The sequence below is a fragment of the Cupriavidus sp. 30B13 genome (assembly GCF_049059565.2).
In the GTDB taxonomy this organism is placed as follows: Bacteria; Pseudomonadota; Gammaproteobacteria; order Burkholderiales; family Burkholderiaceae; genus Cupriavidus.
This window is the reverse complement of sequence record NZ_CP188224.1, coordinates 1,439,359-1,464,669: the sequence shown is the minus strand read 5'-3', so window position 1 is coordinate 1,464,669 and position 25,311 is coordinate 1,439,359. Positions and strand designations below refer to the sequence as shown.

Annotated in this window: 18 protein-coding genes; 8 read left to right on the top strand and 10 right to left on the bottom strand. The window is 70.4% G+C overall.

Features of this window, described 5'->3' with window-relative positions; genetic code table 11:
- Positions 1–5 precede the first annotated feature (5 nt).
- From cobW to ACKI2N_RS25595, 7 genes are all read right to left on the bottom strand, one after another.
- Positions 6–1,079: a cobalamin biosynthesis protein CobW gene (gene cobW, locus ACKI2N_RS25625; RefSeq protein WP_420991614.1), complete on the bottom strand. Its 1,074-nt coding sequence runs from the start codon at positions 1,077–1,079 to the stop codon at positions 6–8.
- Positions 1,080–1,194: 115 nt separating this feature from the next.
- Positions 1,195–5,286 (bottom strand): cobaltochelatase subunit CobN, encoded by a 4,092-nt coding sequence (locus tag ACKI2N_RS25620; protein ID WP_420991613.1) that lies wholly within the window; start codon positions 5,284–5,286, stop codon positions 1,195–1,197.
- Positions 5,283–5,711, bottom strand: a complete 429-nt coding sequence (locus ACKI2N_RS25615; protein ID WP_420991611.1) for a DUF2149 domain-containing protein — start codon at positions 5,709–5,711, stop codon at positions 5,283–5,285. The genes ACKI2N_RS25620 and ACKI2N_RS25615 overlap by 4 nt, the downstream gene beginning before the upstream one ends.
- Positions 5,711–6,355 carry a MotA/TolQ/ExbB proton channel family protein gene (locus tag ACKI2N_RS25610; protein ID WP_420991610.1) on the bottom strand — a complete coding sequence of 215 codons (645 nt, stop codon included), beginning with the start codon at positions 6,353–6,355 and terminating at the stop codon, positions 5,711–5,713. The genes ACKI2N_RS25615 and ACKI2N_RS25610 overlap by 1 nt, the downstream gene beginning before the upstream one ends.
- Positions 6,356–6,472: 117 nt before the next feature.
- Positions 6,473–7,360 carry a polysaccharide deacetylase family protein gene (locus tag ACKI2N_RS25605; protein WP_420991609.1) on the bottom strand — a complete coding sequence of 296 codons (888 nt, stop codon included), beginning with the start codon at positions 7,358–7,360 and terminating at the stop codon, positions 6,473–6,475.
- A 405-nt stretch (positions 7,361–7,765) separates the two neighbouring features.
- On the bottom strand, positions 7,766–8,473 hold the full coding sequence (locus ACKI2N_RS25600) for a response regulator transcription factor (RefSeq protein WP_420991608.1): 708 nt from the start codon (positions 8,471–8,473) through the stop codon (positions 7,766–7,768).
- A gap of 258 nt (positions 8,474–8,731) precedes the next feature.
- Positions 8,732–9,235: a DUF6630 family protein gene (locus tag ACKI2N_RS25595; RefSeq protein ID WP_420991607.1), complete on the bottom strand. Its 504-nt coding sequence runs from the start codon at positions 9,233–9,235 to the stop codon at positions 8,732–8,734.
- Between the two features lie 757 nt (positions 9,236–9,992).
- Between ACKI2N_RS25595 and ACKI2N_RS25590 the strand changes: the two genes are divergently transcribed.
- The 5 genes from ACKI2N_RS25590 (at position 9,993) to ACKI2N_RS25570 (ending at position 15,406) form a co-directional block, all read left to right on the top strand.
- A complete protein-coding gene (locus ACKI2N_RS25590; protein ID WP_420991606.1) occupies positions 9,993–10,718 on the top strand; it encodes an MgtC/SapB family protein in 726 nt (241 codons plus the stop codon).
- 141 nt (positions 10,719–10,859) lie between these two features.
- Entirely contained in the window at positions 10,860–11,867 is a 1,008-nt protein-coding gene (locus ACKI2N_RS25585; RefSeq protein WP_420991605.1) for a Bug family tripartite tricarboxylate transporter substrate binding protein, read from the top strand.
- A gap of 453 nt (positions 11,868–12,320) precedes the next feature.
- Positions 12,321–13,307, top strand: coding sequence for a Bug family tripartite tricarboxylate transporter substrate binding protein (locus tag ACKI2N_RS25580; protein ID WP_420991604.1), 987 nt, complete (start codon positions 12,321–12,323; stop codon positions 13,305–13,307).
- Between the two features lie 39 nt (positions 13,308–13,346).
- Positions 13,347–14,546, top strand: coding sequence for a CaiB/BaiF CoA transferase family protein (locus ACKI2N_RS25575; RefSeq protein ID WP_420991603.1), 1,200 nt, complete (start codon positions 13,347–13,349; stop codon positions 14,544–14,546).
- Positions 14,543–15,406 (top strand): citryl-CoA lyase, encoded by an 864-nt coding sequence (locus ACKI2N_RS25570; protein WP_420991602.1) that lies wholly within the window; start codon positions 14,543–14,545, stop codon positions 15,404–15,406. Before ACKI2N_RS25575 ends, ACKI2N_RS25570 begins: the two co-directional genes overlap by 4 nt.
- 10 nt (positions 15,407–15,416) lie before the next feature.
- Here the strand turns inward: ACKI2N_RS25570 and ACKI2N_RS25565 are convergent, their stop codons facing one another.
- Both ACKI2N_RS25565 and ACKI2N_RS25560 read right to left on the bottom strand, forming a co-directional pair.
- Positions 15,417–16,613 (bottom strand): diguanylate cyclase, encoded by a 1,197-nt coding sequence (locus ACKI2N_RS25565; protein ID WP_420991601.1) that lies wholly within the window; start codon positions 16,611–16,613, stop codon positions 15,417–15,419.
- Between the two features lie 324 nt (positions 16,614–16,937).
- Positions 16,938–17,666: an IclR family transcriptional regulator gene (locus ACKI2N_RS25560; RefSeq protein WP_420991600.1), complete on the bottom strand. Its 729-nt coding sequence runs from the start codon at positions 17,664–17,666 to the stop codon at positions 16,938–16,940.
- A 761-nt stretch (positions 17,667–18,427) separates the two neighbouring features.
- On the opposite strand from ACKI2N_RS25560, the gene ACKI2N_RS25555 reads away from it, so the two are divergent.
- The 3 genes from ACKI2N_RS25555 to ACKI2N_RS25545 are packed head-to-tail and all read left to right on the top strand — an operon-like array spanning position 18,428 to position 24,441.
- Positions 18,428–19,726: an efflux RND transporter periplasmic adaptor subunit gene (locus ACKI2N_RS25555; protein WP_420991599.1), complete on the top strand. Its 1,299-nt coding sequence runs from the start codon at positions 18,428–18,430 to the stop codon at positions 19,724–19,726.
- Between the two features lie 16 nt (positions 19,727–19,742).
- Positions 19,743–22,928: an efflux RND transporter permease subunit gene (locus tag ACKI2N_RS25550; protein ID WP_420991598.1), complete on the top strand. Its 3,186-nt coding sequence runs from the start codon at positions 19,743–19,745 to the stop codon at positions 22,926–22,928.
- A 1-nt stretch (position 22,929) separates the two neighbouring features.
- Positions 22,930–24,441 (top strand): efflux transporter outer membrane subunit, encoded by a 1,512-nt coding sequence (locus ACKI2N_RS25545; protein WP_420991597.1) that lies wholly within the window; start codon positions 22,930–22,932, stop codon positions 24,439–24,441.
- Between the two features lie 26 nt (positions 24,442–24,467).
- Here ACKI2N_RS25545 and ACKI2N_RS25540 read toward each other — a convergent pair whose 3' ends face one another.
- Entirely contained in the window at positions 24,468–25,235 is a 768-nt protein-coding gene (locus ACKI2N_RS25540; RefSeq protein ID WP_420991596.1) for a class I SAM-dependent methyltransferase, read from the bottom strand.
- Positions 25,236–25,311 lie beyond the last annotated feature (76 nt).

The window sequence follows — 25,311 nt, the reverse complement described above, 5'->3', positions numbered from 1 at the left end:
CGGCGTCAGGCCTGCGCCGTGGCCAGCGCCGCCTCGAGAGCCGCCTGCAGCGCGGCCTGCTCGAGGTCCTGCCCGATCAGCACGATGCGCGTGGCCTGCGTCTCGCCCGGCTGCCAGCGACGGTCGAAATAGCCGTCGAAGCGGCGCCCCACGCCGTGCAGCACGAAGCGCATGGGCTTGCCGGGCAGCTTGGCGAAGCCCTTGATGCGATAGATGGTGTGCTGCTCCACCAGTTGCTGCAGCGCGCCGACGAGGTGGTCGCGCCCGACTTCGCCCAGCGCCACCACCACCGAATCGAATTCGTCGTGATGATGGTCGGCATGATCGGGATCGTCGGCCGAGCCGTGGTGGTCCGGGCGCAGGTGGATGGTGTCCTCGGAGGCACGGTTCAGGCCCAGCAGCAGCGCCACGTCGAGCTTGCCGCCCTGCGCGCCGACGATCTTCACCTCGGCCGGGATCTCGGGGCGGATCAGCGCTTCCACCTCGGCGCGCTGCGCGGCGTCGATCAGGTCGGTCTTGTTGAGGATGACGAGGTCGGCCGCGCCGAGCTGGTCCTCGAACAGCTCGTGCAGCGGCGATTCGTGGTCGAGGTTGGGATCGGCCTTGCGCTGCGCGTCCACGGCGTCCGGATCGGCGGCGAACTGGCCGGCCGCCGCCGCGGCGCCGTCCACCACGGTCACCACCGCGTCCACGGTGAAGGCATTCTTGATGCTGGGCCAGTTGAAGGCCTGCACCAGCGGCCTGGGCAGCGCCAGGCCGGAGGTTTCGATCAGCACGTGGTCGATGTCGGCGCGGCGCTCCAGCAACTGCTCCATCACCGGGAAGAACTCTTCCTGCACGGTGCAGCACAGGCAGCCGTTGGCCAGTTCGTAGAGCTGGCCGTTGCTCTCGCCCGCCTCGTCGCAGCCGATGCCGCAGCCCTTGAGGATCTCGCCGTCGATGCCCAGCTCGCCGAACTCGTTGACGATCACCGCGATGCGGCGCCCGCCGGCGTTCTCGAGGATGTGGCGCAGCAAGGTGGTCTTGCCGCTGCCGAGGAAGCCGGTGACGATGGTGGCGGGGATTTTGCTGGTCTGCATGATGGTGGCGGGCTCGGAAATCAGGCGTCTGGACAGGCCGCGGCCAGGCTGCGGCGCGGCGGAAACGAGGCGGACAGCATAAAGAGATCGCGCGGGGCTGTCCACCGCCGCGGCATCAGCGCGATGCCCCCCGGCGCCGGCCGCGGCGCCATTCCGCGCCGGCCCCTGCGGCGACCAGCAGCAGTATCAGCAAGACGGCTCCCCATGCCTGGCGCGGGTGCAGGCCGGAAAGTGGCGCCGCAGGCGCGAGCCTGAGCGAGCGCGATGCGAGCAACCGGCCGACCACGTGCTCGGTGGCCGGCGCCGGCGGCGCGGCCGGAGCCGGCTGTGCCCCTTGTGCCCCCCCTGCCCGCTGGGCGGGTGCCGCCGCTCCCTTCGCGGCGGCGCGCCGCGCGGGCGCGCCGCCCGGTGCCGGCGCTGGCTCGCGCCCCGGCATCGCCCGCGCCAGCCGCTCGCCGAACGCGCGCAGCGCCTGCGCCGGCAGGCGCGCCTGCTGGCCCAGCCCGGCGATGTATTGCATCAGCGCCGGATTGCCGCAGCTGTTGGCCGTGCACGACAGCCCGTCGCGGTTGACCGAGGCCACGTAGCGCCGCGCCATGTCCGCGCGCTCGGCCGCGGTGAAGCGGTAGCTGCCCTGCCGGTCCACTTCCAGCAGGCGCGCCAGGATGCCCTGCCGCGCGTGCGGATTGCTGCGCGCGAAGAAGCGGTCCATGTCCATGCCGAGCTTGTCGGCCACGTAGACGTCGTAGGTCTGCTGCCAGAAGTCGCCGCTCATCTGCTCCGGGCTGGTGGCCTGGAAGCCGTAGAGATGCTCGATCTCCCTGGCCATCTCGCGCGCGCCGGCGTAGCCCGAGCGCTGCATGCCGGCGATCCAGCGCGGGTTCCAGTTGCGCGCGTTGAGCTCGGTGGCCAGCCACGTGCGCGCATCCACCGTCTCGGCCTCGGCCGGGCGGCGCAGGTTGTGCAGCCAGAAGCGCGGCGCCTGCCCGCTGACCGCGCGCGTGGCGAGGTTGAGGCCGCCGGCGTACTGGTAGGTGTCGTCGTTGTCGAGCGCGCCGTAGAGCGTGCTGGCGCGCGAGAACAGCACGGCCTGGTTCGATTTGAGATGGCTGGCCAGCGCCTGCGGCGCGGTCTCGCCCCAGCCCTCGGCGGAGAACGCGAAGTTCATGTAGCGCAGGTATTGCTGCGCCAGCGCCTGCCCGGCCGGCTCGCCGGGCCGGGCCACAGGTCGGGCCACATCAAGGCTCTGCTCCACCATCTGCTGCACGCCGATGCCGTAGTTGCCCGGCCTGGCGGCGAACACGCGGGCGCGCGCCAGGCGCGCGGCCAGCGGCGGCGCCACGCCGGCGGCCAGCAGCGCCGCCTCTGCCTCGCGGTCATGGCGGCTGACGGCGTTGTCGCCGGCCGCGGCGGCCAGGCGCGCGGCCTTGTCCAGCAGCGCCACCTTGTCGCCGAAGCCGTCGCGGTAGATGCCGGAGATGGTGAACAGCACGTTGACGCGCGCCCGGCCGAGCTGCGCATCGGGAATCAGCCGCACGTCCTCGGCCACGCCGCGCGCGTTCCAGACCGGCTCCACGCCCATCAGGTAGAGCGCCTCGCTTTCCATCGCGCCCTGGTGGCGCTCGGTCTCGCCGTAGAACAGCACCATCGAAACCTGCGCGGGAATGGCGCCGGTTTCCGCGCGGTAGCGCGCCAGCGTCTGCCGCGCCAGCGCCTTGCCGACTTCCCACGCGGCCGGCGTGGGGATGAAGGCGCCGTCGAAGGCATGCAGGTTGCGCCCGGTGGGCAGGCCCTGCGGCGTGCGCACCGGATCGCCGAGCGGCGCGGTCGGCAGGTAGCGGCCCGAGAGCACCGTGACGAGGCCGTCGAGCTCGTCCTGCGGCGAGGCGCGCAGGCCGGCCAGCCAGGCGCGCGCCGCGGCCAGCGCGGCCTTTGCCTTGTCCGCCAGCGGCGGCAGGTCCGCCAGATCCGGCTCGCGCCCGTCGAGCAGCGCGCCGGCCCAGTCCGCCAGCGTGTCATGGCCCATGCGTTTGCGCTCGCCGGCGTCGAACGCGCTTTCCAGCACGGTAGCCAGCGCCCGCCGCTGGAAATCCGCCGGCGGCAGTTCGCCCAGCACGTGGATGCCTTGCGGCATCGGCTCGGCTTCCACCTTGTGCAGGAAGCGGTGGATCACCGGCTCGACCTGTTCCCACGGCGCGCCGAGGTCCAGGCCGAGCTGCCGGTCCAGGCCCAGCGCGCGGATCTGCGCCAGCGCCTGCAGGCGGTATTGCCCGGCCAGCGCGGGGGCGCCGTCGGCGGTGGCTTCCTGCTGCTCGATCACCTCGTCCAGCTTCGCCAGCGCGGCCGGCATGCCGGCGCGGGCCAGCAGCGGGGTCAGGTGGCTGACCAGCACGGCGGCGCTGCGGCGCTTGGCCTGTATTGCCTCGCCGCCGCCGTCCTGGATGTAGTAGTAGGCGTTGGGCAGGTCGCCCAGCAGCACTTCCGCGCTGTCGTCGCCGGCCTGCCCGGCCTGCTTGCCGGGCAGCCACTCGAGCGTGCCGTGGCGGCCGACGTGGACCACCGCGTCGGCGCCGAACGCGTGGCGGTACCACAGGTAGGCGGCGATATACGAATGCGGCGGCGGCGTGACCGTGTCGTGCGAGCTGTCCAGCGCGCGCGCGAAGGTGGAGCGCAGCGGCTGCGGGCCGACGAACAGGTTGCCCAAGCGCAGGCCCGGGATCACGAAATCCTGCCCGCCGCGGCCGTCGTCCACCAGCATCAGCGGGTTGCGCTCGGGCGGCCCCCAGGCGGCGAGCACCGACCGGCGGAAGCCCGCGGGCAGCGTGTCGAACCAGCGCTTGTACTGCGCCATCGGCAGCAGCGCGACGCGCCCGCGCGCGACCATCTCGCGCAGCTCGCCCGGCGACCATTCCTCCATGTTGCGGCCGTTGCGCTCCAGCAGCGCGCTCAGCCCGGCGGTGTCCGGCACGGCGCTGCCGGCCTGGTAGCCGGCCGCGCGCAAGCGCGCCACGATCTGCGCCAGCGATGGCAGCGTGGCCAGGTAGCTGGCGCCGATATTGCCGCTGCCGGGCGGGTTGTTGTAGTAGAGGATGGCGATGCGCTTGTCCGCCGCCGGCTTGTCCTGCAGCGCGATCCAGCGCCGCGCGCGCGCCACCGCGGCGTCGGCGCGCTCCGGCACCGCGCGGCTGGTCTTGGCGCCGTTTTCGTCTTCCAGCGTGGCGAACAGGATCGGTTCGCTGGCGCCGGCGCGCTCGGGCGTATTGAGCAGCAGCGGCAGGCGCTCGCCGGCGATGCCGCGCGCGTCGGCGCGCCAGGCGGCCTGGCTGTCGCGCGTGGCGACCAGGTTGATGGCGTGCACGCCGTGGCGCTCCAGCCATGCCTTGTCCTCGGCGCGGCTGATGGTGAGATTGAGCGCGAACAGCGCGCGCAGCGGGCTGTGGCCGTCCACCGTCAGCGCGGCGTCCAGGCTGGAGAGCGGCCAGCCGAACACCGGCACGGCGCCGATGCCCTGCCGCTCCAGCGCCGCCACCAGCGCATCGATATGGGCCAGGTCCTGCTGGCGGTAATTGCTGGCGTAGAAGGCAATGCCCACCAGCGGCGCATCGGCGGGCGGGCCGCCGTTGGCGCGATACCAGTCCAGGTACGCCGGCAGCGTGGCGAACACTTGCGCGGCGCGCGGGTGATAGATGCCGGCCGCGGGCAGCGGGCGCGGCGCCGGCACGGCGATGGCGTCCGCGCCGCGCAACTGCGCCACGGTCCACGCCAGCCAGCCGGCCAGGTTGTCGGCGCCGCCGGCGCTCCAGTAGGCCTCGGCCGCCTGCCCGCGCGCGGCGTCGAGGCCAATGCCCCACGCGGCTTCGGCCGAGGCCGCGGGCGCGGCCAGCACCAGCGCGCCGCGCTGCCTGGCCTGGCGCACGGCCGGAGCCATCTGCTTCAACACGGCGGCAGGCGCGAAATACGCGTAGATGGCATCGGCGGCGGCGGCCTGCACGGCATCGGGCGCGGCGGTGACGGCTTGCAGCACCACCCGGCCTGGCCCGGCCAGCTCGCGCAGGCGCGCTTCGGCGGCGGGCAGCAGATGGGTGTTGGTGGTGACCACCAGCACGCGCACCGGCGCGGCGGCCTGCGCATGCGCCACGCATGCCGGCAGCAGCCAGCCGAGCAGGACGAGGAGCGCCGCCAGCCAGCGCTGCCGGACCGGCCTCATCTGGCCGCGCCCGCCGCCGGGGCGGCCTGCGCGGCGGAGGCCGGCGCGCCTTCGGGCACGTAGACCACGCTGCCGTCGGGCAGCTGGTAGGCCACGCCCAGCCGCGTGCCCTCGCCGGCCTTCTGCTGCGCGGAGAACTTGCTGACCTTCACTTCCTTGCGGTTCTTCTCCAGCCATTGCAGTTCGCCCGTGCGCGGGTCGCGCCGGACCAGCGTGAAGCGCGCCTCGGGATCGAGCAGCTGGGCCAGGCCGAAGGCCTGCGTGAGCGCCACCATCAGGCCCACCGCAAAGACGATCGAGGCATCGAACAGGTTGGCCACGCCGGCCAGCGGGTCTTCGCGGTGCACCGAGGCCAGTTCGCCCTGCATGTGCCGGCGGCGCACGAAGCGGCGGCGCCGGAAACGGTGTCCGTGGCCGGTTTCCATCAGGCTTGCGCCCCCGCCGCCGGCAGGGCGCGCAGCACCAGCTCGCACAGGTTCTCCATCTCCTTGAGATCGGCGCGCGCCCAGCGCTCGCGCGTGAGCGTAAGCACGTAGGCGATGCCGCCCAGCACCAGCCCGCACACCACCGCGCCGAAGCCGATCACGAGGTGGTTGACCATGCCGGCCATGTCGCCGGCCAGCAGCGACTGCAGCGCCGGCCCGAGCGGGATGATGGTGCCGGCCAGCCCCAGCATGGGGGCGATGCGCACCAGCGTGCGGGTCAGGTCGAGCCGGTTGGCCACGCGCATTTCCTCGCGCTGCAGCGTCTCGTCCAGCCACAGGTCGAGGTGCTCGTGCGAATCGAGGCGCGCCAGGCGGCCTTCGAGCAAACCCCAGAAGCGCGCCAGCGCGGGCGACATCGGCAGCGTGTGCAGTTGGGCCGGCGCCCCACGGCGCAAGCCGGCGGCCAGCGCGTTGGCCAGCGCCGGCAGGTCGCTGCGCGGCGAGGCGGCGCGCCGGCGCGACTGCACCAGCAGGCTGCCGAGGTCGGCCAGCGACAGCACGAACAGCGCCAGCAGGGCCAGCGCGACGGGCCAGAAGAACGCCGTGGAAAGGCGGTAGAAGATCTCGGTGACGGCGCTTTCCATCGTGATGCTCGGCTGGGAAGTAAGAGGAAGCGGCAAGGCATGGAGCGCCCCGCGCAGGCGCGCGGCAGGCCGCACGCGCAGCATTGTACGCGGCGGCGCGCGCCGCCGCCGCGCGCTTCAGGGCCAGCTGGCGCGCGCGTAGACGCCCGACAGCGCGCGCACCCGCGCGGCCCGCTCGGCCTGGCGGGCATCGGTATAGAACGGCGGGTCGGCCAGCGCCAGGCCGTTGTTGCCGGCTTCTTCCACCAGGATCTGCAGGTACTCCGTCATGTGCGAGGCGGTGTAGTCGTTGGTGTCGTGGAAACTCACCACGATGGGCGCCACGCCGCCGGCCAGCGCCAGCCGCTGCGCGGACAGCGCCACCTTGACCTGCGCCAGCTCGCTGTTGATGTGCGAGCGGCGGCGCAGGCTGATATGCCAGCCGTAGATCTTGCCGTCGCGCGCGTTGACGTCCGACATCAGCATGCCCAGCCCGAGCTTGCGGTAGACCGCCTGGACCGCATCGTCGTACGCCCAGTTGGGCGGGCGCACGAGCTGCGCCGCGCCGCGGCACTGCTCGATGATGTCGGCTTCGCCGGACAGCAGCGACGCCTCCAGTTCCTCCGGCGCCAGGCGCGTGTGCGACACATGGCCCTCCGGCAGGCCGCTGTGCACCGCGAGGCGGTGGCCGGCCTGGCAGGTGGCATGCATCTGCGCCTTGCCCGCTTCCCCGCCGCCGCGGCGCGGGTGGGCGGTCTGCACGAAGAACAGGGCCTTGATGCCCGGGGTGACCGGATTGTCGGCCAGCTGGCGCAGGATCAGCGGCGTGCTGCCGTCCTCGCCGGCGTCGGGGCCGTCGTCGAAGGTGAGCAGGAAGCGGATCGGCGGCAGCGGCTGCGCGGCGCGCATGGTGGCCAGCTGGATGGACGGCGTGGACGGCGTGGACGGCGTGGACGGCGCGGCCGGCAACGGCGTGGCCAGCGATGGCGTGGCCAGCGATGGCGCGCACAGGCCGGCGGCCTGCATGACGCAGGCCAAGAGACAAGAACGGAAAAGACGCATGCGTGGGGGCGCACGGCGGCGCGCGGCGCGCCACTTCGTGCGCTGTGCCGGCGGGCCGTGGTGGAGTTTCAGGCAACGGGCAAGGCGCCCGGCGGTGCGCGCTTACCGCGTGTGCGCGAGGCGCCGCAGCGGCAATCGAGGCCCGGCCGGACACGACGCGGCATTGTGCCATAGTGCCCGGCGGCGGCCCGCGCCAGCAAAAAAACCAGGCCACATGACGTGGCCTGGCTGGCAATGCGGCAGCGATGCGGGCGCTGCCTGCGGGTACGGGAAGCTGGCGAAAGCTCCCCTGGATTCAGATTAGCCGCTGGCCGGCGCGCCAGCGTGAACAACTGTGTCGGCAAGCCGGCCGGGCGCGGCCGCCGCGGCTCATTCGAGCCGGCCGGGCTCGGTCACCGCATCGAAGCGATAACCGTGCGAGTACACCGAAGTCAGGCGCACGCCGTTCTGCGGGCGCAGCGCGAGCTTGATCCGCAGGCGCGACACGTGGGTGTCGAGCGTGCGCGAGTCGGGGCCGATCACGCGGCCCCACACGGCCTTCTCCATCATCTCGCGCGGCAGCAGCCTGCCCACGTTGCGGAACAGGAACAGCGCCACGTCGAACTCGCGCGGCGAGACGTCGAGCCGCGTGCCGCGCAGCGAGATGGTGCGCCCGACCGGATCCACCGCGTAGCCGCCGACTTCGATCAGCTCGCTCTGCACCATCGCCTGCGGATAGGCCCGGCGCAGCAGCGCGCGCATGCGGGCCACCAGTTCGGCGCGGCGGATCGGCTTGGTCATGTAGTCGTCGGCGCCGGCGCCGAGCGCGGCCACCACGCTTTCCTCGAGCGGACGGCTGGTGACGAACAGGATGGGCAGGACGCGGCCGACGCGCTGGCGTATCCACGGCACGAGGTCGAGGCCGCTGATGTCGGGCAGTTGCCAGTCGAGAATCACGAGGTCGAACGTGTCTTCGCGCAGCGCGCGCACGAAGGCCCCGCCACTGGCGTAGGTGGCGCAGGCATAGCCCGCGTCTTCCACAATCTGCCGGATGAGCCCGGCCTGGCTCTCATCGTCTTCTACCGAAGCAATTCTCATGGCTCTCTCTTGACCATCCCCGGTAACGTTACCGTGTCCAGCCATTGCGCCGAAGGGTTCAGCGAAAGAGAAAGGCGACTGCAATGCGAAAACGCTCACAGGCATGCTGCCGGGCCAGCATCAGACCCCGCTAGCCTAGCGCAGCCGTGCGCGGTAATTGTCACTAAATGTGAACGCCAGGGTGAGCGCCGATATCAATGCAGGGAGGAACGCAGGGAGGGCGCGGAGGTGCGGCGGCGTCGAACGGAGCCGCCCCTGTCAGCAGGTTTCGTCGGCGGGATCGATCATCAGTTGCAGGCGCGCGGCCACGCTGGCCAGCCGCGCCTCGTCGCGGCTGCGCACCAGCCAGCCGGCAAAGGCGTCGGCCTGGGTGTCCCAGCACCACAGGGTGTGGCCGGCCGCGCGCAGCGACGCCTGCGCGATGGTCATCAGGGCGGGGACATCGTGGGCGGCGAGAAAGGCTGGCGCCAGCGGGTCGGCCACGCCCCAGTCCACCTGCAAGCCGGCGCGCGCGGCCAGCGCGCGCACGCTGCGCACCAGCGCCGCGGGGTCGTTCCACTCGACGTAGAAACCGGCGCCGGTGCCGGTGGCTTCGCTCAGCGGCCACAGCAGCCGATGGCCGTCGCATCCCGGCCCGGCGTGCGCGAGAGCGTGCCCGAACGCGGTCCAGCAACGGTCTGCCGCATCGTGGTCATGCAGGCATACCAGCAGGATCAGCTCGCGCATGGCGTCCTGCGTTTCACTCGGGAGCACAATCGTCATAGGCTTCTGGCGGGTTGGAGCGGCAGGACCGGCGCGGTCATGGCGGGAACACCCGGCGGGCACGCATGGTCCGCGCCGGATTGACTGCGGCGCGGACCATGATGCACGGGCACCGGCAACGCTCGCAGCACGCTATTCTGACAAAGCTTGTAGCGTGGCGCCACTACGCTCGCGCCCCTTCCCGCACGGCGCGAACACCCCCCCAAAAAGCGGTTGCCAAGCGCATGGTGGCTTTGATACGCTTCGCCCGTCATCGCTGCGGAGTCGATCTCCATGGACAGTTGTTCTGCGTGGCCTGCGGCCACATCCTGAACGGCCAGGCAAGCCAAGGCGTCGTTTCTCCTTTCGCCGCTGCCTCGCCGATACCGGCCGGTAGTGGCGGCATCGCACGGGTTCTCCGCGCGCTGCCTTCCCTTCCAGCTCCCCCCAGTTCCCTGCCAGACTAGCGGCCGCCATGCCGCGGAATGCACTCGCCCATGCGGCGTCGCTTCCACACGCCGGCACCCGTGCGCCGTCTCCACGCGGCCCTGCCACCGGTGCATGGGCCGCAGTGCGATTGCGTGGCGGCCTGCCGCCGCCACGCACGCAACGCAACACGTGACACGCCACGGACCTCGTGCCGAAACGCCCGTCGCGGCCGATGCCGCGACACGGGCCCGACATCTGCCTGCCGTACAAATGCGGTAGCGCCCGGGTCGGGACCTGGGAAACAATAACGAAAAAAGCGCATCCGCTTTACAGCCCGGGAAAACCTGCCATGCAATCCCTCCAAGCGTTCCAGAACGTCAACCTCACCTCGTTGATGGATACCCTCGTGAGCCTGACCACCGCCTTCGTGCTGGGCGCGGTGATCGGCTACGAGCGGCAGATCCGGCAGCGCACCGCCGGCCTGCGCACCAACGTGCTGGTGGCGGTGGGCGCGGCCATCTTCGTCGACATGGCCAACCGCATGGCCGGGCACGACGGCGCGGTGCGCGTGGTGGCCTACGTGGTGTCCGGCATCGGTTTCCTTGGCGCGGGCGTGATCATGCGCGAGGAAGGCAATGTGCGCGGCCTCAACACCGCCGCCACGCTGTGGGGCTCGGCCGCGATCGGCGCCAGCGCGGGCGCGGACCTGATCCTCGAGGCCACGCTGGGCTGCCTGTTCGTGCTGGCGGCCAACACGCTGTTGCGGCCCGTGGTCGACCGCATCAACCAGCAGCCGATGGACACCACGGCGGTGGAAGTCACCAACACCGTCTACGTGATCGCGCCGCGCGCTTCGCAGAAGCTGGCGCTGCAGTTGCTGGAGCGCACGCTGGAGATGGGCAACTATCCCACGCGCGACCTGGAGGTGCATGCCTTCGGCGATGCCGACGTGGAGATCGAGGCGGTGCTGACCGCCACCTCGATCGACGGCGAGGTGCTGGACCGCCTGATGGCGCAACTGGCCGAGTCCGAGCATATCCACCAGGCTTTCTGGAGCCCCAGCACCACGGACTGAGCACGCCGCCGGCACCGCGCCGGCAGTCGATCAGCGCACACAATCGCCGCGGCGGACGTTGCAATGCGCGCGCGGCATGGCATCCTTGTCGACCACCGTGGACGGAGATCCCGGCGCGGTCTTATTACATACGAGGAGCCAATGAAAGTATCGAAGTCGTCCGCCGCCCAGGGGCCGCGCCTTGCGCGCCGCATCCTGGCCTCCGCCGTCGCATGCCACGCGATGGCCGCGGCCGTTCCCGCCATCGCCGCCGAGACGTGGCCGTCCAAGCCGATCAAGGTGATCGTGCCTTATACCCCGGGCGGGTCCACCGACACCGTCTCGCGCATCGTCTTCGAAAAGGTCGCGGAGCGGCTCAGGCAGCCCATCGTGATCGAGAACAAGCCCGGCGGCAATTCCACGCTGGGCACGTCGATCGCCGCGCGCGCCAAGCCGGATGGCTATACCTTCCTGTCGGTGCTGGCCGCGTACTCGGCCAACCCCAGCCTGTACTCGCACCTGCAGTACAAGCCGAGCGACCTGACCCCCGTCTCGCTGATGGCCGACCTGCCGCTGTTCCTGTTCAGCAGCAAGTCCGTGCCCGCCACCACGGTGGCGCAACTGGTGGACTATGGCCACAAGAACCCGGGCAAGCTGAACTTCGGTTCCAGCGGCACGGGCTCCAGCGCGCACCTGGTCGGCACCCGCTTCGGCATGGTCAGCAAGATGGAGATGACCCACATCCCCTACAACGGCAGCGCGCCGATCCTGACGGACCTGATGTCGGGCAATGTGTCGATGGTGTTCGATCCGCTGCTGGTGCCGATGCCGCAGGCCAAGGCCGGCAAGATCAACGTGCTGGCGGTGGCCTCGGCCAGGCGCTGGCCGGGCGAGCCGAATATCCCGACCATGGAGGAAGCCGGCTTTCCGGGCTTCGTGATGAGTTCGTGGGCCGGGCTGGTGGCGCCGGCGGGCACGCCGCAACCGGTGATCGAGCGCATGTCGAAGGAAATCGCCGAGGCGGTGCGCTCGCCCGACGTGCAGAAAAAGCTGGAGAACCTCGGCTTTATCGGCGTGGGCAGCACGCCGGCCGAATTCCGCAAGCTGATCGAGCGCGACTCGGCGCGCTACGCCGAAATCATCAAGGCGGCCAAGATCTCGCTCGACTGAGCGCCTGCCGCGGCCGCCCGCCGGCGCGGGCAGCCATTCCCCGATGAACCCGGACGAGCGTCCGGCAAGCGGCCTGCTCCCCCAGGCCGCTTTTCGTTTTCTCCCGCCTGTCTTTCCTCCCCCGTTTGCTTCCCGTTTGCTCTCCGTTGCCGCCCCGCATCGCGGTCCGCGCCGGCCCAGGCTCGTCTCCTGACGTACCCCGCCGATGCCTTGACAACCCTCCCCGGCACTTCTATTCTCTCGCTTAAATTCCCTAAGTAAGATCATAGTTCTGTTGTACAGAACAAAATTGGAGACAAGGCCCGCCGGCGACCCGCGCCACCGCCACGCCCCGTTCCCCCAAGAGCCAATCGAGAGACACCTTCCCTGACGCCCTGGCCGGCATCGCGGGAGCGCCTGCCCGCGAGGGCGGCGCCGCGCACCGGCCGGCACCATTCCACAGACGGAGACCCAATGAAGCGCTTTACCTCCCGCATCCGCGCCCTGCTGATGCTCGCCGCGCCCGCCGCGCTGCTTGCCGCGGCAGCCCTGCCCGCCGCCGCCGACACCTATCCCAGCCAGCCGGTGCGGCTGGTGGTGCCCTTTCCGCCGGCCGGCGGCACCGACGTCATGGCGCGCCTGGTGTTCAACAAGGTGGGCGCGAGCACGCACTGGAACGTGGTGGTGGAAAACCGCGCCGGCGCGGGCGGCAATATCGGCATGGACGCGGTGGCCAAGGCGCGCCCGGACGGCTACACCCTGGGCATGGGCCAGACCGCCAACCTGGCGATCAATCCCACGCTCTACCCCCGGATGCCGTATGACGCGGTCAAGGACTTCGCGCCCGTGGCGCTGGTTTCGGCGCAGCCGCTGGTGCTGATCGTGCGCAAGGACGCGCCGTACAAGAACCTCGCCGACCTCGTTGCCGCCGGCAAGGCCAAACAGTTGTCGATGGCTTCGGCCGGCACCGGCACCGTGGGCCACCTGACCGGCGAGATGTTCGCGCGCCGCACCGGCATCAAGATGCTGCACGTGCCGTACAAGGGCGCCTCGCCCGCGCTGACCGACCTGCTGGGCGGCCAGACCGATTTCTACTTCGCCACGCCGCCGATCGCGCTGCCGATGCTCAAGGGCGGCAAGCTCAAGGCGCTCGCGGTGACCTCGGCCAGGCGCCTGCCGCTGCTGGCGGACATCCCCACCGTGATCGAAGGCGGCTATGCCGGCTTCCAGGCCGAGGACTGGAAGGCGCTGGTGGCGCCGGCCGGCACTCCGGCCGACGTGATCAAGCGCGTCAACGAGGCCGTCAACAAGGCCATCGCCGAGCCCGAGACCGTTGCCCGCATGCGCGAAGAAGGCAGCGAGCCGCGCGGCGGCACCCCCGCCGAGCTGGGCGCCTTCATCAAGGCCGAGAACACCCGCTGGGGCACCATCGTGCACCAGTCGGGCGCCAAGGTAGAGTAAGCGGCGCCAGAGGCCGCCGTACCAACCGGACCACGCAACATGCAAAAACCGCTACGCCATATCCGCGTGCTCGACCTCACCAACGTGCTGGCCGGGCCGTTCTGCTGCCACCAGCTCGCCCACATGGGCGCCGAGGTCATCAAGGTGGAAACGCCGGGCACCGGCGACCTGGCGCGCCAGCTCGGCGCCGACGCCGAACTCAACAGCCGCCTGATGGGCGTGTCCTTCCTGGCGCAGAACCCGGGCAAGCGCTCCATCACCGTCAACCTCAAGCATGCGCGCGGCAAGGAAGTGTTCCGCAAGCTGGTGGCCAGCGCCGACGTGCTGGTGGAGAACTTCCGCCCGGGCGTGATGGACCGCCTGGGACTGGGCTTCGAGGCGCTCAAGCAGGTCAACCCGAAGCTGATCTACTGCGGCATCTCCGGCTTCGGCCAGGACGGCCCGCTGTCCGACCTGCCGGCCTACGACCAGATCATCCAGGGCATGTCCGGGGTGATGAGCATCACCGGCGACGCGCAGACCGCGCCCTACCGCGTGGGCTACCCGGTGTCCGACACCATCGGCGGCATCACCGCGGCGTTTGCCGTGGCCGCGGCGCTGGCGGACCACCAGCGCACCGACGGCTATTTCATCGACGTGTCCATGCTCGAAGCCACGCTCGCCACCATGGGCTGGGTGGTCTCCAACTACCTGATCGCCGGCAAGACCCCGGCGCCGATGGGCAACGAGAACATGACGGCCAGCCCGTCCGGCACCTTCCGTACCGGCGATGGCCTGCTCAACATCGCCGCCAACAAGCAGGAACAGTTCGAGGCGGTGTGCCGCGTGGTGGGCCGTCCGGAACTGGCCACCGACGCGCGCTTTGCCGCACGCCAGGCGCGCCTGGCCAACCGCGCCGAACTCACGCGCGAACTGGAAGCCGAGCTGGCGAGGAAATCCGCCGACCAATGGTGGGCGCTGCTCAACGAGGCGGGCGTGCCCGCCGGCCCGGTCTACAGCGTGCCGCAGACGCTGGACCACCCGCAGATCAGCGGGCGCGGCATGATCGGCGACTTTGCCGACGTGCCCGGCGTGGGCCGCGACATCCGCCTGGTGCGCACCGGCTTCAAGCTCAACGGCGAGGCTCCTTCGGTGGATACGCCGCCGCCGGAGCTCGGCCAGCACACCCGCGAGATCCTCGCCCAGCTCGGTTATGGCGAGGCCGACATCGAAACCCTGCAACAGGAGCGCGCCGTATGAGCGAACCCATCCAGGCCGGCAACGCACCCGGCATCGACGAAGGCCAGCGCCTGTCCCAGGACTGGTGGCGCACCGGGATCATCGACATGCAGCCCGGCGAGATCCGCTACCGCGGCTATCCCATCGAGCAGCTGATCGGGCAGGTCTCGTTCGCGCAGATGATCTGGCTGATGCTGCGCGGCGAATTGCCGGGCCGCAAGCAAGGCGAGCTGCTCGACGCCGCGCTGATGTCCGCGGTGGACCACGGCCCGCAGGCGCCCAGCATCGCCATCGCGCGCATGGCCGCGACCTGCGGCGTGGGCCTGAACAATGCCATGGCCTCGGCCGTCAACGTGCTCGGCGACGTGCACGGCGGCGCCGGCGAGCAGGCCGTGGAACTGTACCAGGACGTGGCGCGGCGCATCGACGGCGGCCTGGCGCAGGCCGACGCGGTCAGGGCGGCGCTGGCCGACTACCGCGACGCGCATGGCAAGTTCGTCTCGGGCTTCGGCCATCGCTTCCATCCGCTGGACCCGCGCGCGCCGCGCCTGCTGGCGCTGGTGGACAAGGCGGCGCAGGACGGCGTGGTATCGGGGCGCTTCGCGGCCATCGCGCGCGCGGTGGAGGCCGAGCTGGGCGCGGGCCGCAGCAAGCCCATCCCGATGAACATCGACGGCGCCACCGCGGTGATCTACGCCGAGCTGGGCTTTCCGGCGCCGCTGGCGCGCGGGCTGTTCTGCCTGTCGCGCTCGGTCGGCATCCTGGCGCACGCATGGGAGCAGACGCAGCAAGGCGGCCGCAACAAGGGACCGATCCCGCGCCAGTACATCTGGACCTACGACGGCCATCCGCAGCGCGACGTGCCGCCGATGCAGGACTGACCCGGCGCCGCTACCGGCTCGGCGCGTGGGCGGAGTCGCCCACGTCCCCCGGCACCGGCCGCGTGGCCGGCGCCATCCACGACGCCAGCGCGTAGCGGTCGCGGCCGAATTCCTTGGCGGCGTAGAGCGCGCGGTCGGCGGCCGCGAACAGCGAGCGCCACAGGCCGTCCGCCCCGGCCGCGCCGCCGCGCAGCTCCGCCACGCCGATGCTGACGCTGGCGAACGCGGCCGGCGCGCCGGGCAACGGGATCGCGCGGACTTTCTTGAGGATGCGGCTGGCCAGCGCGGTGGCCTGGCCTTCATCGGTATGCGGGCAGAGAATGCAGAATTCCTCGCCGCCGTAGCGGCCGGCCACGTCGGAGGCGCGCCGCGAATTGTCGATGGCCTCGGCGATCAGCTTGAGCACGGTGTCGCCGGCATGATGGCCGTTGCGGTCGTTGACCTGCTTGAAGTGATCCACGTCGATCACCAGGCAGGACAGGGGCTGGCCGTGCCGCTCCCATGCCGCCACCAGGCTGATGGCGGCCTTGTCGAGCGCGCCGCGGTTGAGCAGGCGGGTCAGCGCGTCGAAGCGCGCGCCGCTTTCGTTGGCGGCGATGACCTGCTCGGTCGCCATCAGCGTGAAGCCGAACAGGCCCAGCAGGGTCGCCACCAGCGGCGACAGCAGCAGCATGGCGCTGGCATTGCTCGCGTAGAACGGGCCGGCGAACACGGTGCCCGCCAGGCCGGCGGCCACGCCCGCGAGCTGGGTGACGAGATGGATCAGGGTGGCCACCACCACCAGCGGCGCGCCGATGCTGCGCCGGCCGCCGTGGGAATGCAGCAAAGTAAGCGCGGTCAGCATCGCCACCACCGCCAGGCAGCCGTAGCCGACCACGTGCAGGCGCGCGTAGCTGTCGGCCATGCCGGCCGCGCCGAGCAGCGCGAGGCCGGCCAGCGCGACGCCCAGCGCCAGCGAGCGGTCCCACGGCGCCAGTCCGTAGTAGACCCGCACGCCGCGATAGATCAGCATCCGCCCGCCGATGAACACCGCGGCCGCCACGGCGCTCACGTAGACCTGCCGGGCCGAGGTATTGAGGGCCAGCGCCAGCCCGGCCACCGACAGCAGCAAGTGCCCGGCCGCCCACAGCCGCCCCGCCGGGCTGAGCCGCAGCGCGGCCAGCAAGCCCAGCGAGATGACCAGCGTACTGGCAAACACCACCAACATGACGACAACTACCGTTTGCTGGTCTAACTGCACGGGAGTCCTTTGAAGATGCCGTGTTGCCGGTGGCGTTGAGAAGAAGTCGAGAAGGAAGGCCGAAGACGACGATGCCGGCGCGGCGGTGCGGTTCCCGCTGCCTGGGCAATTTTCGCAAAACGCGCATGATAACGTCCCGGGACCGCGCGGGGTACCCCCCGGCAAGCCGGGCATAGGGCACTTTCTGCAGAGATATTGACGGCTGGCAAACCGGGCGGCCCGGGAGAGCCATCGGACCGGAACAAAAATGACTAATAAGTCATGTTCATGAAGACGGGTCCGGCCCGCAGCTCAGGTGGAATAAGGGAAGGTGCCGCCCAGCGCGACCGTGAGATCCCGTGCCGCGTTCAGCACATGCGGGCGGAACGCGGCATCGAAGCGCGGCGTCGGGCAGGTCAGCGTCAGCGCGCCCTTGAGCGCGCCGTCGGGCCCGAACACCGGCGAGGACACCCCGGCGATGTCCGGCACGCGGTCGCCGACCATCTCGGCCACGCCTTCGTCGCGGATCTTCTGGTAGAGCTCCCCGCGCGCGCCGCCGAACGCGCGCAGCACGCGGCCGCCGGCGCCGCGGTTGCGCGGCAGCAGGTCGCCGGCCTTGGCGTGGTCGCGCACCGGCTGCGGCGAATCGACGCGGTACAGGCACAGGCGGTGCTCGCCCTGGTCGATGTGGAAAGCCGCGCTCTCGCGCGTGGCCTGCACCAGCTGGCGCAGCACCGGCATTACCACCAGCTCCAGCGAAAACGAGGCCGAGTAGACCGCGTGCAGGCGCGCCACCTCGGGCCCGAGGCCGTAGCGCCCGTCGGCCTGGCGCTGGACCAGGCGGGCATGCTCGAGCGAAGCCAGCAGCCGCAGCAGCGTGCTCTTGTACAGCCCCGAGCGCTGCGCCAGTTCCACCAGCCCGAGCGTGGTGTCGCCCTGCCGGAACGCGCAGAGCACGAACAAGGCGCGGTCCACGGCGATGGCGCCGCCTTCGGCGCCATGCTTGTCGGCTTCGGAAAGTTGGGCGGCTTTACGGGGCATCGATTGGCTTGCGGAAAGAAGGAAAGATGGTGGAACGGCAGGAAAAACAGGGGGCCGGGCTCCGGACGACGGTTGCCGGCATGCGGCAGTTTCCGGCATTCCTTGGCACTGCGGTTCCACGGTACAGAACGGTGCCATCGTTGTCAATGCGGCCTCGCCACCCCCCGCGCACCGGTGCGCCTGCCGCGGCCGAGCCTGTGCAAGCGCCGTTCGCGCCCCGCGCCCCCGCCACGGCCGTCCTTGAATTGTCCCGGAAGTGATCTAGAGTGATGTGATGCGTCATCTCGCCCGCCGGCCCCGATGCTCCGGGAGCGCGGCGACATGGCGCAATCCACGACACGATTCACGTCACGATGGAGTGATCCAGCAATGGTTGGACTGAACGCACTGACCCGGGCCCGCCTTCAGCTTGCGCAAAACACGTTCCTCCACCCCCTCCGCCCTGCCAGCCGCGCCTGTCTTGCCAGCGCCGGCGGCGGCATCCGGCACGATTTCCCTGGCGGCGCTTCCCGCGCGCCGCACCCGGACTTGGACCCAGATCAATAATCGAGCGCCCATTTCCGCCCACGATACCCAACGACCGCCTTGCGGCAAGCCTCAGGCCCTGCCGGCCCTTGCGCTTGCCCGCCAGGCGCGCCCACGCTGCCTCAACCATCTTGCCGCCCAGCGGCTTCAGCCTGTCCATGCCCAGACTCCAGCGCGCGCGTGTTCCCGTATTGCCAGCCTGCCCCAGCCACCCTTACCGATTCCGAGGTTCTTCCATGCGCATCGAGCGGATTCCACTTCGCCTTCTCGGCGCCGCGGCGATCGCCGCCCTCCTTGCCGCATGCGGAGAGAAGCCGGCCCCCCCGCCCCCGCCTCCGCTCGAAGTGGGCGTGGTCACGGTCAAGACCAGCACCGTGCCGGTGACGGTGGAGCTGCCCGGGCGCACCAGCGCCTTCCTGGTGGCGCAGGTGCGCGCGCGGGTGGACGGCATCGTGCTGCGGCGCGAGTTCACCGAGGGGGATGACGTCAAGGCCGGCGAGCGGCTCTACAAGATCGACCCGGCGCCTTACATTGCCGCGCTCGACAACGCCAAGGCCGCGCTGGCCAAGGCCCAGGCCAACGTCACCACGCAGAACGCGCTGGTCAGCCGCTACAAGGTGCTGGTGGCCGCCAACGCCGTCAGCAAGCAGGACTACGACAACGCCGTGGCCGCGCTGGGCCAGGCCCAGGCCGACGTGGCCGCCGGCAAGGCCAGCGTGGAAACCGCGCAGATCAACCTCGGCTATACCGACGTGATCTCGCCCATCACCGGCCGCAGCGGCCTGTCGCAGGTCACGCCGGGCGCCTATGTGCAGGCCAGCCAGGCCACCCTGCTCACCACCGTGCAGCAGCTCGACCCGGTCTACGTCAACCTGACGCAATCGAGCGTGGAAGGCCTGCGGCTGCGCCGCCAGGTCCAGGAAGGCAAGCTGCAGACCAGCGGCATCCACGCCGCCAAGGTCACGCTGCTGCTGGAAGACGGCCGCACCTACTCGGAACCGGGCCGGCTGCAGTTCTCCGATGTGAGCGTGGACCAGACCACGGGCTCGGTCACGGTGCGCGCGATCTTCCCCAACAAGGACCGCGTGCTGCTGCCGGGCATGTTCGTGCGCGCGCGCATCGACGAAGGCGTCAACGACAAGGCCATGGTGGTGCCGCAGATCGGCGTCACGCACGACCAGAAGGGCCAGCCGGTGGCGCTGGTGGTCGGCCCCGACAACAAGGTGTCGCAGCGCCAGCTCGTCACCACCGCCACCTACGGCAACAACTGGGTGGTGGAAAGCGGGCTGCAGCCCGGCGACCGCGTGATCGTCAACGGCGTGGAAAAGGCCAAGCCCGGCATGACCGTGAAGCCGATCGAGGCCCAGGTGCCGGCCCAGCCCGCCTCGGGCGCGCAGGCGCCGCCGCCGGCGGCGCAACCGGCTTCGGCGGCTCCGGCGGCATCGGCGCCGCCGTCCGTGCCACCGGCCACGGCCCCGTACTCCCCCGCCCCCGCTCCGGCACCTGCTGCGGCGTCCACGTCCGCCGCGCAATAAAAAGGGAGCCTGCCTCATGGCAAAGTTCTTCATCGACCGGCCGATCTTCGCCTGGGTCATCGCCATCATCCTGATGCTGGCGGGCGTGGCGGCGACGGTGACCCTGCCGATCGCCCAGTATCCGACGATCGCCCCGCCGGCCATCCAGATCAGCGCCACCTATCCCGGCGCTTCGGCCAAGACGGTGGAAGACACCGTCACCCAGGTGATCGAACAACAGATGAGCGGGCTGGACCACCTGCTTTACCTTTCGTCGACCAGCGACGACTCCGGCACCGCCACCATCACCCTGACCTTCGCCGCCGGCACCAATCCCGACATCGCCCAGGTGCAGGTCCAGAACAAGCTGCAGCTGGCCACGCCGCTGCTGCCGCAGGTGGTGCAGCAGCTCGGCGCCAAGGTGACCAAGTCGAGCAGCAGCTTCCTGCTGATCCTGGCCTTCGTGTCCCGCGACGGCAGCATGAACCGCTACGACCTGACCAACTACGTGGCCTCCAAGATCCTGGACCCGATCAGCCGCCTCGACGGGGTGGGCACGGTGACGCTGTTCGGCTCGCAGTTCGCCATGCGGATCTGGCTCGACGCCACCAAGCTCAACAACTATGGCCTGACCCCGGTCGACGTCAACAGCGCCGTGATTGCGCAAAACGTGCAGGTGGCGGGCGGCAGCCTGGGCGGCACGCCGTCGGTGCCCGGCCAGATGCTGCAGGCCACCATCACCGAGGCCACGCTGCTGCAGACGCCGGAGCAGTTCGGCAACATCCTGCTCAAGGTCAACACCGACGGCTCGCAGGTGCGCCTCAAGGACGTGGCGCGGATCGAGCTGGGCGGCGAGACTTACAACTACGACACCAAGTACAACGGCCAGCCGACCGCGGCGTTCGGCATCCAGCTCGCCACCGGCGCCAACGCGCTGAACACCGCCAAGGCCGTGCGCGCCAAGATCGCCGACCTGCAGCGCTACTCCCCGCAGGGCCTGGTGGTGGAATATCCCTACGACACCACGCCGTTCGTCACGCTGTCCATCGAGGAAGTGGTCAAGACGCTGATCGAGGGCATCGTGCTGGTGTTCCTGGTGATGTACCTGTTCCTGCAGAACCTGCGCGCCACGCTGATCCCGACCATCGCCGTGCCGGTGGTGCTGCTGGGCACGTTCGCGGTGATGGCGATCGTGGGCTTCTCGATCAACACGCTGTCCATGTTCGGGCTGGTGCTCGCCATCGGGCTGCTGGTGGACGATGCCATCGTGGTGGTGGAAAACGTCGAGCGGGTGATGGCGGAGGAAGGATTGTCGCCGCGCGACGCCACCCGCAAGGCCATGGAGCAGATCACCGGCGCGCTGGTGGGCGTGGCGCTGGTGCTGTCGGCGGTGTTCGTGCCGGTGGCGTTCTCGGGCGGCTCGGTGGGCGCCATCTACCGGCAGTTCTCGCTGACCATCGTGGCCGCCATGCTGCTGTCGGTGATGGTGGCCCTGATCCTGACGCCGGCGCTGTGCGCGACCATGCTCAAGCCGATTCCCCAGGGCCATCACGACGAGAAGACCGGTTTCTTCGGCTGGTTCAACCGCAATTTCGCCAAGAGCCAGCAGAAATACCACAGCGGCGTGCTGCACGTGATCCGCCGCTCGGGCCGCTGGCTGATCATCTACCTGCTGGTGATCGTGGCGGTGGGCTTCCTGTTCCTGCGGCTGCCCAAGTCCTTCCTGCCCGAGGAAGACCAGGGCACCATGTTCGTGCTGGTGCAGGCGCCGGTGGGCTCCACGCAGGAGCGGACCGCCAAGGTGCTGGCCGACGTGCAGGACTACCTGCTGAACCAGGAGAAGAACGTGGTCGAGGCGGTGCTGACGGTCAACGGCTTCAGCTTCGCCGGGCGCGGCCAGAATTCCGGCCTGGTGTTCGTGCGCCTGAAGGACTTCAAGCTGCGCGAGACCGCCGACCTGAAGGCGCCGGCGCTGGTGGGCCGCATCTTCGGGCACTTCGCGTCCTACAAGGACGCGCAGATCTTCCCGCTCAACCCGCCGTCGATCCCCGAGCTCGGCACGGCCGCCGGCTTCGACTTCGAGCTGCAGGACCGCGCCGGCCTCGGCCACGAAAAACTGATGGAGGCGCGCAACATGCTGCTCGGCATGGCCGCCAGGGACCCGTCGCTGGCGCAGGTGCGGCCCAACGGCCTGAACGACACGCCGCAATTCAAGGTCAACATCGACCGCGAGAAGGCCAATGCGCTGGGCGTGACCGCGGCCAGCATCGACCAGACCTTTTCCACCGCGTGGGCTTCGCAGTACATCAACAACTTCCTCGACATCGACAACCGCATCAAGAAAGTCTATGTCCAGGGCGACGCGCGCTTTCGCATGAACCCCGAGGACCTCAACGTCTGGTATGTCCGCAATGCGGCCGGCACCATGGTCCCGTTCAGCGCCTTCGCCACCGGCGCGTGGATCTACGGCTCGCCCAAGCTGGAGCGCTACAACGGCATCTCGGCGGTCGAGATCCAGGGCGCCGCGGCGCACGGCAAGTCGACCGGGCAGGCCATGCAGGCCATCGAAGCCATCGCGGCCAAGCTGCCGGCCGGCATCGGCTACGAATGGACGGGCCTGTCGTACCAGGAAATCCAGTCCGGCTCGCAAGCGCCGATCCTGTACGGCATCTCGATCCTGTTCGTGTTCCTGTGCCTGGCCGCGCTGTACGAGAGCTGGTCGATCCCGTTCTCGGTGATCATGGTGGTGCCGCTGGGCGTGCTCGGCGCGCTGCTGGCCACCACCCTGCGCGGGCTCGAAAACGACGTGTTCTTCCAGGTCGGCCTGCTGACCACGGTGGGCCTGTCCGCCAAGAACGCCATCCTGATCGTGGAATTCGCGCGCGAGCTGCGCGACCAGGGCATGAGCACCCTGGACGCCGCGGTGGAAGCCGCGCGGCTGCGGCTGCGCCCGATCCTGATGACCTCGCTGGCCTTCATCCTCGGCGTGATGCCGCTGGCGCTGAGCAACGGCGCGGGCTCCGGCAGCCAGCACGCCATCGGCACCGGCGTGATCGGCGGCATGCTGACCGCCACCTTCCTGGCCATCTTCATGATCCCGATGTTCTTCGTGGTGATCGGCAAGTTCAGCAAGGCAAAGCCCCACCACGACTCGCATCCCGCGGCCCCGCCGCCCCCGGACAACCCCGCCGGCGGCGACGGCGCGCTCAGGGAGGGACACTGACATGCGCAGACATGCACTGATGACCGCCGCCGCGATCCTGGCCGCCGGCTGCACGCTCGCGCCGAAGTACGAACGCCCCGCGGCGCCGGTGGCGCCGGCCTTCCCCACCGGCGGCATCTATGACCAGCAGCCGGGCCCCGGCCAGGACGGCAGCGGCAGCGCGGCCGGCGCGCCGGCGCCGGAGATCGGCTGGCGCGACTTCTTCGCCGACGCGCGCCTGCAGCGCATCCTCGCGCTGGCGCTCAAGAACAACCGCGACCTGCGCGTCTCCGTGCTCAACATGGAAGCCGCGCGCGCCCAGTACCAGATCACGCGTGCCGGCCTGTTCCCCGCGCTCGACGCGGTCGCCTCGGAAAACCGCACGCGCACGCCGAGCCGCCTTGCCGTCACCGGCCGCCCCATCGTCAGCGAATACTCGGTCGGGCTGAGCGCGTCGTGGGAGATCGACTTCTTCGGCCGCATCCGCAGCCTCAAGGACCAGGCGCTGGCGCAATACCTCGCGCTGGCGCAAACCCGCAAGGCGGCGGAGATTTCGCTGGTGTCGGCGGTGGCGGACCAGTACCTGACCATGCTCGCCTACGACGACGCGCTCACCGTGACGCGCAATACGCTGGTGACCGCGCAGGAGTCGTTCCGCATCACCAAGCTGCAGTTCGAGACCGGCACCGGCTCGGAACTGGACCTGCGCCAGGCCGAAGGCGTGGTCGAACAGGCCAACGCCAACCTGCAATCGCAAAGCCGCCTGCGCGCGCAGGCGGAGAACGCCCTGGTGCTGCTGGTGGGCGAACCGCTGCCGGAAGACCTGCCCGAGGGCCTGCCGCTCAACAGCCAGGCCCTGCTGACGGACATCCCCGCCGGACTGCCCTCGGACCTGCTCGTCCGCCGCCCGGACATCGCCGCGGCCGAGCAATCGCTGCTGGCCGCCAACGCCAATATCGGCGCGGCGCGCGCGGCCTTTTTCCCGCGGGTCGTGCTCACCGGCAGCGCCGGCACGCTCTCGCCCACGCTCGGCGGCCTGTTCAAGCCGGGCTCCGGCGCGTGGTCGTTCGCCCCGCAGATCACCCTGCCGATCTTCGAAGGCGGCCTCAATGTCGCCAACCTCGACCTGGCGCAGGTGCAGAAGCGCATCGAGATCGCCAATTACGAAAAAGCCATCCAGGTCGCCTTCCGCGAAGTCTCCGACGGGCTGGCCGCGCGCGGCACCTACGACCAGCAGATCCAGGCGCTGGAGCGCTTCACCAGCTCGCAGGAGCGCCGGCTGACCTTGTCGGACCTGCGCTACCGCAACGGGGTTGACAGCTACCTGAGCGTGCTGACCGCGCAGACCGATCTCTACAACGCGCAGCAATTGCTGATCTCGGCGCGGCTGCAGCGGCTGACCAACCTGGTCGACCTGTACCAGTTCCTTGGCGGCGGATGGATCGAGCGCGCCGGCGACACGCCGCGGCCGGCCGATGCGCCGGCCGACTACGACGCGCGGGCGCAGGCGACGCCACCGGCGGCATCGCCCTGAGCCCTGAGCCCTGAGAACCCCGGAGGCTAGACCCGCGCGCAGCTATACGCCTCGGTCCGGTACGGAAACGCCAGCGTTGCCTTGCCGGCCAGCGCCGGGTTGCCGTCGATCACGGCCTGCAGCTGCGCCCTTACCTTGTCCTGCTCGGCCGCCGGCAGCGAGGCAATGAAGCTGACCGACATCACGCGGTCGATGATGACCTGCTGCGCCGGCCCCACGTGTTCATAAGGCAGGCTGGCCAGTTCCAGCGCGCCAAACCCCGTGGCCGGAAACACGGCCTTCCAGTCGCCCTTGTAGAAACGCGGCGCGTCGCCCTCGTAGGGCGTCATGATGGCGGTGAGCTGCGCCACCCAGTCCACCGATTCGTCGCGCACGTTCCAGATCAGGCCGAGCTTGCCCCCGGGGCGCAGGACGCGGGCGATCTCGGCCATGGCGGCGTGGTTGGCGAACCAGTGGAAGGCCTGCGCGCAGGCCACGGCGTCGACGCTGGCGTCGGGCAACGGGATGGCTTCGGCGGTGCCTTCCAGGGCCTGCACCGCGGGCAGCGCCGCACCGAGCTGGGCACGCATGGCGGCGACCGGCTCGACGGCGACCACGGTGGCGCCGGTGGCCTGCAGGAGCTTGCTGAACTTGCCGGTGCCGGCGCCGAGGTCCAGCACGGTCTTGCCGGCGCGCAGCCCCAGCGTGCCTTGCAGCCATTGCGCCAGCGCGGGCGGATAGTCGGGGCGGCCGCGGGCGTAGGTATCGGCCTGGGTGGAAAAGCCCTGGGCGGCGGCGTGGTGGATGTCGGTCATGGGGCGCGGTCTCTGGATGCGGGAATGGTCGCTCCAGGGCGCACGGGTGCAGCGCAGCCCCGGAAGCAGCGGCGCC